This is a genomic window from Streptomyces sp. 2323.1, assembly GCF_900221035.1.
Classification (GTDB): Bacteria; Actinomycetota; Actinomycetes; order Streptomycetales; family Streptomycetaceae; genus Streptomyces; species Streptomyces sioyaensis.
Map to the genome: position 1 here is coordinate 5,833,801 of NZ_LT907981.1, position 13,715 is coordinate 5,847,515.

A 13,715-nucleotide genomic window follows, 5' to 3' on the forward strand; every position below is an offset into this window, starting at 1 on the left:
GGGCATAAGCGGTGTTCGGGAAAAAGGGAGTCACGCCATGACGAATTCAGCCTCCGCCCTGCGGAGGGCGGTCAGCGGAAGGGCCAGAAATGCCACGGTGCTGGCTGCGGCAGTGCTTGTCGCGGCGCCTCTGATGGGTACCGCGTCACCGGCCGCGGCTGCCGACGAGCAGAAGCCGATCAAGGACAAGGAAACGATTTACTCGTCGGAGGCCGACATCATCGCGAAGATGGCGGGGACGGCTGAGAAGAAGGGGTGGGCGCCGGTCGCGGATTCCGAGAGCGTGATGGGCTACCCCAAGGGCCTGGACCGGGACAAGGACAACAAGGTCATGCCCGTCTACAAGGACGATGTGCAGGCCCAGTACGACGCCAAGCAGGCGGTCGTGGACGCCAAGGCGGCGGCGAAGAAGTACTACGAGGACAAGATCAACAACCCCCAGCCGTTGCGGGAGACCGCCAAACTGCTGGCGGATTCGACCCTCACCGATCCCGAGGTCCGTGGGGACACCAACGACGACGCGCTCTTCGGGAGGGGCGGCCCCGAACTCGGGGCGGAACACACCGAGATGTACTGCGCGGGCAAGCATGCCCCCGCCCCGGGCGGCAGGGTGGATCAGAATGCTGCCAAAGCGAATCCGTGCGTCTTCGTCGGCAAGCTCGACAAGAAGGACGGTTCCAAGTACCCCAAGGTGGGTGGCAGTAGCGGTATGGCAGGCGGCGGCGAGAAGACGTACACAGTCGCGGGAGAGACCACGGAGGAGAAAAGCTCGACGGAAGGCTGGGCGGTGGGCGGCAAGTTCACACCCAAGGTCGCCCTCACCCCGGCGGGAGACAAGGGCGGCGCGGGGGGAGAGCTCGGCGCTGAGGCCAGCTTTACCTACAGCTACTCCTCCACCACCACCAACAAGGTGAGCACCAAGCAGCAGGATGAAACCAAGGTCACGTTCCCGAGCGACAAGAAGGGGAGCCTGCAAGGTCGGCGCGACGGCGCTTACTACGTCGGCTACATCGTCGTCCGCAAGACCAATGCCCTACCCGAGGACAACATAGGACAGGAGCATCTGATCGCTATTCCCGCCCGGGTCTACGTCCAGTCCCCCCAGTCCAGCACCTCCGTCACCTACTTCAAGTACCAGGAGTAGGAGTGACCGGGTTAGCGAGCACCCCCTGCCTGGGCGGCGTACGCAACGAACGCCGCCCAGGCAGGGGCCGGTACGGCGAGCTGGGGGCCGGCCTTGTCCTTGGAGTCGCGGATGTGGATGGTGGTGGGGGTGGGGGCTATCTCTATGCAGTCGTCGCCAGAGCTGCCGCTGTAGCTGCTCTTGAACCAGTCCAGATCGGTGGTGTTCATAGCGCTCCTCGCATCTGCTTTAGCAGGCTCGTGGAGTCCTCGGGGGTGAGGGCCTGCGAACGCAGTTTTGCATAGCGCATATGGAGCGTGCTGATCGTCTTTGAGTCAGAGATGAGCAGGCCGCTCTCCTGACCCTCGCAGTAGGCGTACCACCGGTTGGTCGGGGTCTCCAGTAGTCGCAGTGGTCCGTCCATCCCGGCGTGAACTCCCCGCGACAACGGCATGATCTGCAGCTCGACGTTACGAAGCTCTGTGCATTCCAGTACGTGGTCGAGGAGTTCTCGGGTGGTGTCCACGCCGCCGGTCCGGCGCAGGAAGACGTGTTCGTCGAAGATGAAGCTGAATGCCGTGTTCGGCCTGTCTTGCAACAGCCTCTGTCGATCCAAACGGGCGGTCACCTGAATCTCGGCTTCTTCGTCGGTCAGTAGCGGGATGCGGTGCTCGAACAGCTCGCGCGCGTATGTCTCGGTCTGCAACAGCCCTGGAATCAACCGGCATTCGTACGTGTAAAGACTGATCGCCTGCTCCTCCAACGCCGCCCACTGCCGGAACCACGCCGCAATCCCCGGCTTTCGCGCCAGATGGATGGCCGCCGCCCGTAACACCCCGAACGCATCCAGCGCCTCCTCCGCCCGCTCGATGAAATCGGGTGGGGGCAAACGTCGCCCCTGCTCGATCGAGGCCACGGTCTGCGCGGAGAACCGCACCAGCAGGGCCAGGCCCTCCTGCGTGAGCCCCGCCCGCTCCCGGAAGACCTTGACCACGGCCCCGAATGTCTTGAGGCTGTCCGTGGCTTCCGGTTCGCCGCTGCCCGTACCGCCGGTCATGTCCTGCACCTCCATGTGCTCGTCCGGCCTTCGCCCAACTCACCCATGATTACTCTCCGTTACGCGTACTGTCCACCCCCTGTGCCCGTACGCTGACCCTCCGTACGGGTCAGAGTCCTGGTCATGCGGCAGAAACGGGCGGCACCGTAGGGGTATGCCAGTCCACGTCTCCCCTCCGGCGGACCATCTCACGGTCACCGTACGTGTGTTCACCCAGCGCTTCAGCGCCACCCGCCGCGGTGCCCGACTCGCCCGCCGGCTCGCCGTGCAGCAACTCGACGCCTGGGGCTTCCCCTACGGCGGCGAGGTTTCCGACTCCGTCGCCCTGATCGTCGGCGAACTCGCCGCCAACGCCGCGACCCATGGCCGCGTACCCGGCCGTGACTTCGAACTGCGCTTGATGGAACTGCCCGGCTCCGCCCGCCCGGGCACCCTCCGCATCGAGGTCGCCGACACCCGCACGGAGAAGCGGCCGCCGAGCCTCGGCGCCATCGCGCCGCCACCGCCGGACTCCGAGGCCGGCCGTGGGCTGGTCCTCGTGACCGCGCTCGCGACCCGTTGGGGCGTCCTCGACCGGCACCCCGTCGGCAAGACCATCCACGCCGAACTGGACCTCTAGGACCTGTCCGGCGGATCATGTGACTTCTCGCGCTCCGGCCCGTTGGCATGTCCATGGGGCGTGGAGATCTCGCGAACGAGGAATGGGCCCGGCTGAAGACGTATCTACCCAAGTCCGGGCAGCGTGGTGGGCGTTGGGCCAGCCACCGCAGGATCATCAACGGGATCCTGTACCGGAACCGGACCGGGGTGCCGTGGCGGGATCTGCCTACGCGGTTCGGCAAGTGGAAGACCGTGTACGAGAGGCACAGACGCTGGTCGGCGGACGGTACGTGGGACAGAATCTTCGCGACCGTCCTGGCCGACGCGGATGCTGAGGGCCGCATCGACTGGTCCATGGTGAGCGTGGACTCCACCACCTGCCGGGCCCACCAGCACGCCGCCGGAGCGCGCAAGAAACCACCGCGGGTGCCGGGAAAAGACGCACGCCCCGGGAGCACCGCCCCGATGAGGGACTCGGACGCTCCCGGGGCGGCCTCACCTGCAAGGTTCACCTCGCCGGGAAGGGAACCGCCGCCCACTGGCCCTGCTGATCACCCCGGGCCAGTGGGGCGACGCCCCGCAGCTCATCCCCGTCATGGAACGAATTCGTGTCGGCCGACTCGGCGGCGGTCGTCCTCGCACCCGGCCTGACCACCTCGGCGGCGACAAGGCCTATTCCTCTTGGCGTAACCGCCGTTACCTGCGCAGACGGCAGATCAAGCACACGATCCCCGAGCCGAAGAACCAGCGGGCCAACCGTCGACGCCGCGGCAGCAAGGGCGGCCGACCCGCCGGCTTCGACAAGACGATCTACAAGCGCAGAAACGAAGTCGAGCGGACGATCAACGCCCTCAAGAACTCCCGGGCCGTGGCCACGAGATACGACAAGAGGGCCTACATCTTCCACGGCACCATCACCCTCGCCTCGATCCGGCTCTGGCTCCGCCCATGATCCGCCGGGTGGAACCTGGCGGTGAGGCGCTCGAAAACCAGTGGATCAGCGCCGCTGTGCGCCATTACCGTGCTGCCGAACCAAGTTGTCTAGGCAAGGACGCCCCGTTGTACACCCTGTGAGACCTCCCGAGTGCTGATTCGTCGCGCGTCGCGCATGTGCGCCGCGCTTCATTTTGCTGCGGACTTCTCACTGAAACCGGTGTACTTCTGTGCTCAATAACTGGGTGGTCATGCCCACCTGCCTGCCTCTCGTTCGCCGCCGTTGCTACGCGTGCGCGTCCGAACGCTTCCGGGCAAACGGCAAATTTCGCGTCAACGCGAACCATAAGCTCATCGACGCCTGGCTCCTCGTGCTCTGTACCGCTTGCGGTGACACGGTGAAGCTCACGGTCCTGGAGCGGATGAACGTGCGCTCCGTACGACCTGAGCTGCTGGACCGGATGCATGGCAACGACCCTGGCCTGGCGGCCGAGTTGCTCCAGGATCCGGTCCTACGGCGCCGAAATCGCATCGCCCTCGACTGGGACAACGCCTGGCGCCTCGACACCGGCGGATCGGATCACCTGGACCGCGAGGTGATCGACGTCTTGGTCCACTTCGTGGCGCGGATCCCTGTCCGGCCGGTGCGACTGATCGCTGAAGGTTGCGGTCTTTCACGGGCCGAGGTCGAGAGGCTGATCGCGGAGGGGAAACTCGTTTCGGCAGTCCGGCTGAGCGGCAAGCTCACCGGCGACTTCACCTTCACGCTCAAGCGCTGAGCCCTCCCCGGGGACCAGGGGCCTGTCCTGCATGATCCGCCGGACAGGCCCTAGGCCACCGCTCGCTTCACGAGCGCACCGATCCGTGCCTCCACCTCGGCCGTCACCTCGGTCAGGGCGAAACCGGCCGCCCACGTCGTGCCCTCGGCCAGGTTCGCCTGGTCGCTGAAGCCGGGCGTCGCGTAACGCGCCTTGAACTTCTCATGCAGCAGCCGGCCGATCTACCCGGATGGCGGCCCTCCGCCGGATCTCCCCAGGGAATACGTGCGGAAGCTACGAGGATAAGGAGCAACGGTATGGCGAAGAACTCCGTCGTACGCCGGCCGGGTGACGGCGACGCATTCTGGCTGCTGAACGGCCTCTACGAGGTCAAGGCGTCCGGTGAGGAAACCAACGGCGAGATGACGGTCATGGAGATGACCATCCCGGAGGGAGGGGGCCCACCGCCGCACATCCACAACGGAACCGAGAGTGTCTACGTCGTCGAGGGGACGCTGCGCTACCACATCGGCAACGAGACGTTCGAAGGCGGCCCCGGATCGTTCTTCCACATCCCCGCGGGGACGCTGGAGCGATTCGAGCCTACGAGCACGGTCCGTATGGTGATCACCTATACGCCGGGCGGTATCGAGAAGTTCTTCGCCGAGGCCGGCGAACCGGCTCAGCGACGCGAGCTGCCACCGCCGTCGGCCACGCCGCCGGACCTCGATCGTCTGGTGGCGATCGGCCGGCGGTACGACATCGACATGAGGCCCATGCATCTGGCCTAGGCAAACCGGCTGCTCCGCGAGGAGCCCGACGCCCGCTTCCCCGGGCTCCTCGGCTGGTGCTGCGTCACGACCCTGTTAGGGCGTCGGGCGGGACGTCAGGGAGGCGGTCACCACGACCTGCTCCGCGCACTCGGTCGCCCGCAGCGCGTCACCCACCACCTCCACCAGCCAGACGGCGGCATCCACCGACCACTCCGGGGCGCGGCACACGAACCGCAGCACGCCCCGCTCACGGCCCTTGTTGTAGCCGTGCTCGCCGTCCACGTCCGCCATGCCGGACAGGTCGAGCTGCCCACCGGCGACGTCGACGTCCGCGAGGTCACCGAGTCGCTCTCGGACGGCGTCGCACACGGCCGTCTCCTTGCCCCACCCCGCGGGGCCGGTAGCGGCGGTGACGCTCACCGGCACCGACGCGGACGGGTCGGCGAGCGCGAACCACTTCCGCATCGCCTCCAAGTCGTCGGAGGCATCACCGACGAGCTCATGCAGCGGGAGGACGGCATGCAGCCCGGTGAACCGGACGCGCCCGAGCCGGTTCATCGCGTCCGAGAGGATGCGCGCCACGTGAAGGACCGGGAGCCGCGGCTCCCGGACGTCGTCCGGGATGTCCGCCGACATCCAGGCCAGCTCCCGGACCTGCCCGTCCTGCGTCCAGTCCCCACCGGCCAGGCAGTCGGCCCAGCGTCCCGGGTCCTGGACGATACGGGGCTCGCCCCATCCCTCGTACTTGTAGGTCCAGCCGCCGGTGGAGTACCAGCCGTAGGCCTCCGACCTGCGCATGGCGAGGTCGTACAGCTCGCTTCCGGTGTCCCCGCAGGTGAGGTGCGACGTCCACGGATACCGGTCGAGTACCCCGTGCAAGGCAACAAGCGTCTCGTAGTACACGCCAAGGGCCTTTCTGTACCGGACCGGTATCCGAGCGGCCGGGTGCTAAATGCCGCAGTACAGCGTCTGCGTCTTGGTCACGAGCTTCTCGGGGCTGTCCGGATAGCCGACGATGTCTGCGTCAACCACCGTACGGAAGTGGTTCTTCGCGATCAGGTTGGTGCACTTCCAGTTGGCGACCGCCCGCTTGTTGCTGCCGCCGCCCGGCGGAACGGTCTTGACGCCCTTGTCGAGAGTCTTCCACCCGGAGCCGGACTTGACCTGCAACCAGATGGTGATCTTGGCGTGTGTCGCCGGGCCGTCGATCTTCTTCCACCAGCCGTGCGCGTTGACCGTGTTCCGCACGGTGTGTGAGAAGTGGGCGTAGTCGCCCTTGGTCAGGAAGCCGTGCGCGCCTTGGGCGTCGACCGCCTGGTAGCTGTTCGCAGGCTTGCTGTGGTGGTCGTCGGCATGGGCCGGCATGGTCGAAGCAGCGGCCAGCAGAACGGCCAGCACGGCCGATGCTCCGCCAATACGGATCTTCATCATGATTCCCCCTAGGTTGGTCGCGTACATGTCGCGCCGCGACGAATCCAACCATGGCACCCCACTCCGCACAATTATTTTGAATGTCAAGGTGTGTGCGGATGTGGTGAGTTGGGTGAGCTGGGTGAGCTGGGCGTGGGCGGGGGTCTCTGGGTGTCCCTTGCCAGCCCCGGTGCGGGGGCGGTCCAGGCTTCCGTGTTGGGTGCCGGTCCGGGCGGCCGGGCGCGTAGGGCCCGTTGAGACGGGTCTCCGGCCGGCCGGACCGGCTGTTACGGGAAGGAACGTAACACCCTTGCAATGTCTTGCGTAAGGTCTTGCACCGCGCTTTCGGCGCGGCTAGAACCATGACCCATGTCCTCCACCACCCGCCGGTCCCGTCGGCGCCCGGCCGCCGCCCTCGCCCTGGTTCTCGGCGCCACGGCCCTGCTCGTCTCGCCCCCGCCGCAGCCGGCCGCGGCCGCCCCGTCCGGCCAGGAACAGGCCCTGGCGCAGTGGATCGACCGCGACACCGTCGTCTGGAAGGGCGCCGAACACGCCCCCGCCCTCCTGGAGTTCGGCACCGAGGGCGCACACCTCCGGCTTGTCCCGGGCAGCCTCAGCCCGTCCGAACGCCTCGCCTATCCGCATCTGACGCACTACCCGGCCTTCACCGTCGACCCCCGCGACCGCGGCCTGGCCCGTACCGCCCTCCGTGACGCGCTGCACGCCACCCAGCGCACCTCCGACGGGCGGCGCACCACCACCGGCGTCCAGATACCCGGCGTCCTCGACGACCTGTACGGCGCCCGCGCCCAACACGCGGCCTTGGGGCCCGTCTTCGCGCGCGACGGCCGTCCCACCCTCGCCGTCTGGGCTCCCACCGCCCGCACCGTCGCCCTCGAACTCGACGGCCGTACGGTCCCGATGCGCCGGGACGACACCAGCGGCGTGTGGCGCGTCCGAGGGGCGCGCGACTGGGCCGGAAAGCCGTACCGCTACCGCGTCACCGTATGGGCGCCGTCCGTCGGCAAGACCGTCACCAACGAAGTCACCGACCCCTACTCCACCGCACTGACCGCGGACTCGGCACGCAGCCTGGTCGTCGACCTCGCCGATCCGCAGCTCGCTCCGGCCGGCTGGACACAGCTGCACAAGCCCGCCGCGGTCCCGCTGCGCCGGGCCCGCATCCAGGAGCTGCACGTCCGCGACTTCTCCGTAGAGGACCGCACCTCTCGCCACCCCGGCCAGTACCTGGCGTTCACCGACCCACGCTCCGACGGCATGCGCCACCTGCGCTCCCTCGCCCGCGCCGGCACGTCCTACGTCCATCTGCTGCCGGCTTTCGACAGCGCAACCGTCCCGGAGAAGCGCGCCGACCAGGCCCGCCCCGACTGCGATCTCGCCTCCTACGCCCCCGACTCCGACCGTCAGCAGGACTGCGTCACCAAGACGGCCGCCCGCGACGCCTACAACTGGGGCTACGACCCGCTGCACTACACCGTCCCGGAGGGCTCGTACGCCTCCGACCCGGACGGCACCGCCCGGACCGTCGAATTCCGGCGCATGGTGCAGGGCCTCAACGGCGCCGGGCTGCGCACCGTCATGGACGTGGTCTACAACCACACCACCGCGAGCGGCCAGGACCCGCACTCCGTACTGGACCGGATCGTCCCCGGCTACTACCAGCGGCTGCTGGACGACGGCAGCGTGGCCACCTCCACCTGCTGTTCCGGGACCGCGACCGAACACACCATGATGGGCAAGCTCGTCGTCGACTCCGTCGTCACCTGGGCCAAGGAGTACAAGGTCGACGGCTTCCGCTTCGACCTCATGGGGCACCAGCCCAAGGCCAACATCCTGGCCGTCCGCAAGGCGCTGGACGCACTGACCCCGGCCAAGGACGGGGTGGACGGCAAGTCGGTCATCCTCTACGGCGAGGGCTGGAACTTCGGCGAAGCCGCCAACGACGCGCGCTTCGTCCAGGCCACCCAGAAGAACATGGCGGGGACCGGGATCGCGACCTTCTCGGACCGCGCCCGCGACGCCGTACGCGGCGGCGGCCCCTTCGACGCCGACCCCCGCGTCCAGGGCTTCGCCTCCGGCCTGTACACCGACCCCAACTCCTCACCCGCCAACGGGAGCCTCGCCGAACAGCGCACGCGGCTGCTCCACTACCAAGACCTCCTGAAGGTCGGCCTCACCGGCAACCTCGCCGACTACACCTTCACCGACAGCACCGGCCACCGGGTCAAGGGCTCCGGCGTCGACTACAACGGCGCCCCGGCCGGTTACGCCGCCGCCCCCGGTGACGCGCTCGCCTACGCCGACGCCCACGACAACGAGACCCTCTACGACGCGCTCGCCTACAAGCTCCCGCAGCGCACCGGCGCCGCCGACCGCTCCCGTATGCAGGTGCTCGCCCTCGCCACCGCCGCCCTCTCCCAGGGCCCGGCGCTCTCCCAAGCGGGCTCCGACCTGCTGCGCTCCAAGTCCCTGGACCGCAACCCCTTCGACAGCGGCGACTGGTTCAACGCCCTGCACTGGAACTGCGCCGACGGCAACGGCTTCGGCCGCGGCCTGCCCCCGGCCGCCGACAACAAGGACAAGTGGCCCTACGCCCGCCCCCTACTGGCCGACCCCGCGCTACGCCCCAGCTGCGACGCGATCCACCACACCTCCGCCGCCTACCGCGATCTGCTCCGTATCCACGCCACCGAACCGGCCTTCGGCCTGCCCACCATCGCCGCGGTACAAAACGCGCTCTCCTTCCCCCTCTCCGGGAAGGACGAGACCCCAGGCGTCCTCACCATGCGCCTCGACAACCTCGTCGTCATCTTCAACGCCACCCCGCACCAGCAGCACCAAACCATCCACGGCCTAACGGGCGAGCCTTACACCCTGCACCCCCTCCAGGCCCACGGCACCGACCGCACCACCGCCACCGCGTCCTACGCACCCTCCTCGGGCACCTTCACCGTCCCGGCCCGGACGGTCGCGGTCTTCCGGCGCGGCTGAACGGGGCCGGAGCCCCGAGAAGCCCCGCCGGATGACATTCCGGCGGGGCTTCTTCAACTGCTCAATCAACTGCTCAGATTTGTACGGGAAGAGGGCAGTCAGCGGTCAGTCCCGCACCCTGACGAGTCCAACGTCAGCCTGCCAGCCGCTTTTCAAGGAGCGTGACCGCATACTTGCTGCCGCCCGTCCCCTCCTTGAAGGGCTGTTCGCCGACGACGGTGTAGCCGGCGGCCTCGTAGTACGTGCGCAGGCGCGGGTTGGAGGAGACACAGTCCAGGCGGGACCAGGCCCGGCCCGCCTCGGCTATGCGCTGCTCGGCGTGGGCCAGCATCGCCCGGCCCGTGCCGGCCGGGGCCCGGTCGCGGTTCACCATCAGCCGGTGTACGTAGCCCGCCTCCGGGGGCTGCGGGCCCCACGCGGGCTCGTCCTGCCACCAGAGTTCGAAGGCGCCCACCAGGTGTTCGGCGGCCTGAGCCAGCCAGACCTCGCCGTCCGACCGCCGGCGGCGGAAGTGCTCCGCGTCCTTCTCGCCGGGCCTCCACTGCGCGATGCCGTTCTTCTGCATCCAGCGGGCCGCGGCGTCGTACAGGGCGACCAGGGCGGGCAGATCGGGGCCGTCGTCGGCGAGCCGGAAGGTGAGCTCCATGCCGGGATTGTTCCGCACCCGCAGCGGGCTTTCCCGGCCGGGGCACCCGCCCCGGCTCAGGCCGGTTCCGGGAGCTCCATCAGCCGCCCCACCAGATCCGCGAAGATCCCGTTCTCCGGTTCGTCGGCGAGTATCCGGCGGACCACCTGCGCCATCCGCGCGTCGTACGCCGCGCTCACCGCCGCCAGCGCCGCGAAGTCGTGCACCAACTGCCGCTCCAGCTCGGTACGCGGCACCCGTCGGCCGTCCAGCCACAGCAGTGCGGTGGTCTCGGCCAGCGAGATCCACGAGCGGACCACCATCTCCAGGCGGGGGAAGGGCCGGGAGACGTCGAGATGGGCGAGGATCTGCGTGAAGGCGGCTTGCCGGACGCCGTCGACCATCGCGCCCGTACGGCCCGAACCGATCGCCGGGCCGCCGCGCATCAGCGCCGAGAAACCCCGGCCGTGCTCGGCGACGAAGTCGAAGAAGCGCTCCATGACGCGCAACAGCCGGGCGCCGAGCGGGCCTTCGTGCGGCTCCGCGAAGCGTGCCGTGAGTTCCTCGGCGGCCCAGCGCAGCGCCGCCTCGTACAACTGCTGCTTGCCCGGGAAGTAGTGGTACACCAGCGGCCGGGAGATCCCGGCGGCCTCGGCGACCTCGTCGATCGACACGTCCTCGGGCGAACGGTGACTGAAGAGGTCGAGGGCGACGGCGATCAACTGCTCACGCCGCTCCTCGACGCCCATCCTGCGGCGCGCGACGGTCGTCATGCGGACCACCCTAACGATCCGGAGCCCGGCGCGGAATCGCGTTCGGGATCATGGATCGGGCACGGACCAGGGGTTTTGGCGGCGCATTGGCCGGAAGTGGTGGTCCCCCGCGGGCCGGCCGGCGGATGCGCCGGCCCGCGGACGCTCAGTGCAGCGCCTCGATTTTTCCGCCCGTCGCCAGCCGGCCGGTCAGCTCCGCATGGTCGCCCGCCTTGGCGGGGGCCGCCAGGAAGTGGCCCGCGGCCTGGGCGTGCAGGCCGCTCCGGGCGGTGATCGAGGTGACCTGTCCGCTGCCGGCGGCCAGCAGCCACCATGTGCCGGCCGGGGACTTCCACAGAACCCCGGCCAGTGCCCGTGGATTCCGCGGCCCGCAGGCCGTACCGCCCTCGGCGCGCGCCGTGACCGTGCCCGTCGCATAGGGCGCGCCCTTCGGCGCCGGAGTCTGGATCTGCGCCATCGTCCAACTGCCCGCACCGCGCCAGGTCTCGGCGCGGGTGCACAGCCAGGCCGCGAGGCCGGCGCCCGTGGGCAGCGGCTGCCGGGCGAACTCCCAGGCGTTCACCGTGCGTACGCCCTGCCCGCGGAGCGCGGCCAGCTGGCAGGCGGTACGCGCCCAGGCCGCCTTGGCCGGCCGGCCGGTCACCTCGCCCGGCCGGCGCGGCCTGCCGTACGTCAGACGGGCCGGGGCCAGCTCACCGAGATCGGTCAGCAGCCGGCCGCCGGCCTGCAGCGCCGGCCAGGTCGTGCACTTCTCCGCGGGCTGCGCGGTGGGCACCGGGCTGGTGACGCCGTCCGACCCGATGGCCACCGGCTGGCCCGCCGCGTCCGGCTTGACCAGATCGACCAGCCGCGTCGACTTCACCCACGGGGCGGTCAGATAGCGCACATTGCCCTGCGTACGGCTTGCCACCAGCGCGCTCGCCGCATCGCCGGCCGCGCCGTCCACCCGGGCGAAGTCCAGCGCGGCTCCGGTGCCGTCGCTCTGCCCCGAGCCGTCCGCCGCCTCCGCGTACCGCACCACCCGCAGCCCGTCGTGCAGCAGCACCACCACGGCGTGGTCCACCACCCCCGCGAACAGCAGCTGGGCCGGGCCCGCCGCCGGACCCGGTGCGGTCCCGGGCGTCGCCGAGACCTGCACCCCGGCCCCCGGCCTGGCCCATACGGCCAGCGCCCGCCGCAGCAGCGCCCTGTCGTGGATCCGGTCGCCGCGGGCGGGCCAGGCGGCGAAGTCCTGCCGGGCGGCGTGCTTCCAGGCGGTCGCGGAGGTCACCGTCAGCTTTCCGGGGTCCAGGGCCGCTTCGGCGGCGGCGTTGCGCGCATACGGCGGGGCGGCGGCGCCGTCCGGGCCCCAGCCGTCACCCGGCATGCCCAGCAGCGCCCCGGACACCAGCACCGCCGCACCCGCCGCCAGCACCGCCCGGCCGTGCTGCCGCCGCCGGATCAGATCCGTCGGCCGGGCCTGCAGCGCACAGGGGTCGAACTCCGGCGACTCCAGCAGCGACCGGTCCCGGCTGCCGGCCGGCGTCGCGGCCCGCTCCGCCTCGTCCAGCGCCTCCCGGGCGTGCGCCACCCCGGCCGCCTCCAGCACCCGGCGCGCCTCGGGCGTGCTCAGCCGCTCCAGATCGCGCAGCACGAACGCCGCCCGGGCCGGGCCGGACAGCGCCGACAGCGCCTGGTCCAGCGCGAGTTCATCCGCGCCGCCGGACCGCGGGAACAGCCGCAGGCCCCACACCTGCGGGAACAACGGAGGCCGGCGGACGGCGCGGCGGCCGGACAGGGCGGCCCGCAGGACCCGCAGCCGTACGAAGGCGTAGCCGGGGTCGATCGCGGCGTCCGTGCCGGCGCGCTGGGCGGGCAGCCCGAGGCCGCGGGTGGAGCTGCGCTGGCGCGGCAGGGCCCGCTGCACCACGCCGTGGGCGGCCAGCACCCGGCGGCTGCGGCTCTGGCCGGGCGGCAGCACGAGGTACGCCAGCCGGACCAGCCGGGGATAGTGCTCCACCAGCGCTGCCTCGGCCTGCTCGACGTCGATGACGTCGCCGGCCTCCTCGCCGCCGGCGGGGGAGACGCGGTCCACGTGCCGGGGTGTCGCCTGCTGCTGTTTCTGCTGCTGCTTCACGTTCGGTGAAACGAGTGATTCCTGTGATGGTCACCGGCCCCCGGGCGCTCCGGCGGGTCGCCGGACACGGCTGCGGCCACCGCGGTGTGCCCACCGCGATGGCCGCCTGACCGCTGCCCGGACCTAGGGGGTGTCGTTCGGATCAGGGCGGGCTCGCGGGGTCTGGCACGCACGCTCGCCGCGTTGTCGTCACTCGCCGACGCTCCGCGTCGACTCCCTCCTCCGCCTTGCGACCGCACGCACCAGACCCCGCTCCCTGATCCGCCCTGATCCGAACGACACCCCCTAGGCGTCAGCGCTTCAGGTCGAACTCCCCGTCGCGCGCGCCGAGGACGAACGCCCGCCACTCCGCCTCGGTGTAGCGGAGTACCACATCGGGGTCCGTGGAATTGCGCATGGCCACCGCGCCGCGCTCCAGGAAGGCGATCTCCACCGCTTCTTCCGCGTCGCCCGGGGCGCGCTGCCAGGTGGCGTCGGAGATGTCCAGGGCGTAGAGCCACTCTTTCTCCGCTGCGGCACTCATACCGTGTTTTTC

The 13,715-nt window shown here is 70.0% G+C and carries 13 protein-coding genes and 2 pseudogenes; 6 read left to right on the forward strand and 9 right to left on the reverse strand.

The window, feature by feature from the left end; translation table 11 throughout:
* Positions 1-133: 133 nt before the first annotated feature.
* Positions 134-1,144 (forward strand): hypothetical protein, encoded by a 1,011-nt coding sequence (locus CPH93_RS25120; RefSeq protein WP_096214157.1) that lies wholly within the window; start codon positions 134-136, stop codon positions 1,142-1,144.
* An 11-nt stretch (positions 1,145-1,155) separates the two neighbouring features.
* Here the strand turns inward: CPH93_RS25120 and CPH93_RS25125 are convergent, their stop codons facing one another.
* Complete coding sequence (locus CPH93_RS25125; protein WP_096214158.1) at positions 1,156-1,353, reverse strand: DUF397 domain-containing protein; 198 nt, start codon at positions 1,351-1,353, stop codon at positions 1,156-1,158.
* Positions 1,350-2,195: a helix-turn-helix domain-containing protein gene (locus CPH93_RS25130; RefSeq protein WP_096214159.1), complete on the reverse strand. Its 846-nt coding sequence runs from the start codon at positions 2,193-2,195 to the stop codon at positions 1,350-1,352. Before CPH93_RS25130 ends, CPH93_RS25125 begins: the two co-directional genes overlap by 4 nt.
* A 139-nt stretch (positions 2,196-2,334) precedes the next feature.
* On the opposite strand from CPH93_RS25130, the gene CPH93_RS25135 reads away from it, so the two are divergent.
* The 3 genes and pseudogenes from CPH93_RS25135 to CPH93_RS25145 all read left to right on the forward strand — a co-directional run bounded on the left by CPH93_RS25135 (position 2,335) and on the right by CPH93_RS25145 (position 4,492).
* A complete protein-coding gene (locus CPH93_RS25135) occupies positions 2,335-2,799 on the forward strand; it encodes an ATP-binding protein (protein ID WP_096214160.1) in 465 nt (154 codons plus the stop codon).
* A gap of 53 nt (positions 2,800-2,852) precedes the next feature.
* Positions 2,853-3,732, forward strand: a pseudogene (locus tag CPH93_RS25140) (IS5 family transposase).
* Positions 3,733-3,943: 211 nt separating this feature from the next.
* Positions 3,944-4,492, forward strand: a complete 549-nt coding sequence (locus CPH93_RS25145) for a DUF1062 domain-containing protein (protein WP_096214161.1) — start codon at positions 3,944-3,946, stop codon at positions 4,490-4,492.
* A gap of 50 nt (positions 4,493-4,542) precedes the next feature.
* On the opposite strand, the pseudogene CPH93_RS36940 reads toward CPH93_RS25145, so the two are convergent.
* Positions 4,543-4,695: pseudogene (locus tag CPH93_RS36940) on the reverse strand (DUF1801 domain-containing protein); the annotation flags it as partial.
* A gap of 93 nt (positions 4,696-4,788) precedes the next feature.
* On the opposite strand from CPH93_RS36940, the gene CPH93_RS25150 reads away from it, so the two are divergent.
* Complete coding sequence (locus CPH93_RS25150; RefSeq protein WP_159032213.1) at positions 4,789-5,262, forward strand: cupin domain-containing protein; 474 nt, start codon at positions 4,789-4,791, stop codon at positions 5,260-5,262.
* A 75-nt stretch (positions 5,263-5,337) separates the two neighbouring features.
* Here the strand turns inward: CPH93_RS25150 and CPH93_RS25155 are convergent, their stop codons facing one another.
* Complete coding sequence (locus tag CPH93_RS25155; RefSeq protein ID WP_159395051.1) at positions 5,338-6,123, reverse strand: hypothetical protein; 786 nt, start codon at positions 6,121-6,123, stop codon at positions 5,338-5,340.
* 69 nt (positions 6,124-6,192) lie between these two features.
* A complete protein-coding gene (locus CPH93_RS25160; RefSeq protein ID WP_159395052.1) occupies positions 6,193-6,675 on the reverse strand; it encodes a hypothetical protein in 483 nt (160 codons plus the stop codon).
* 348 nt (positions 6,676-7,023) lie between these two features.
* Between CPH93_RS25160 and pulA the strand changes: the two genes are divergently transcribed.
* Entirely contained in the window at positions 7,024-9,666 is a 2,643-nt protein-coding gene (gene pulA / locus CPH93_RS25165) for a pullulanase-type alpha-1,6-glucosidase (RefSeq protein WP_096214164.1), read from the forward strand.
* A gap of 133 nt (positions 9,667-9,799) precedes the next feature.
* Here the strand turns inward: pulA and CPH93_RS25170 are convergent, their stop codons facing one another.
* The 4 genes from CPH93_RS25170 to CPH93_RS25185 all read right to left on the reverse strand — a co-directional run bounded on the left by CPH93_RS25170 (position 9,800) and on the right by CPH93_RS25185 (position 13,703).
* The gene (locus tag CPH93_RS25170; RefSeq protein ID WP_096214165.1) at positions 9,800-10,312 is read right to left on the reverse strand and encodes a GNAT family N-acetyltransferase; all 513 of its coding nucleotides are present in this window, start codon (positions 10,310-10,312) and stop codon (positions 9,800-9,802) included.
* Between the two features lie 56 nt (positions 10,313-10,368).
* On the reverse strand, positions 10,369-11,064 hold the full coding sequence (locus tag CPH93_RS25175; RefSeq protein WP_093482843.1) for a TetR/AcrR family transcriptional regulator: 696 nt from the start codon (positions 11,062-11,064) through the stop codon (positions 10,369-10,371).
* A 145-nt stretch (positions 11,065-11,209) separates the two neighbouring features.
* A complete protein-coding gene (locus tag CPH93_RS25180) occupies positions 11,210-13,180 on the reverse strand; it encodes a hypothetical protein (RefSeq protein ID WP_096214166.1) in 1,971 nt (656 codons plus the stop codon).
* Positions 13,181-13,472: 292 nt separating this feature from the next.
* On the reverse strand, positions 13,473-13,703 hold the full coding sequence (locus tag CPH93_RS25185; protein ID WP_093482840.1) for a DUF397 domain-containing protein: 231 nt from the start codon (positions 13,701-13,703) through the stop codon (positions 13,473-13,475).
* Positions 13,704-13,715 lie beyond the last annotated feature (12 nt).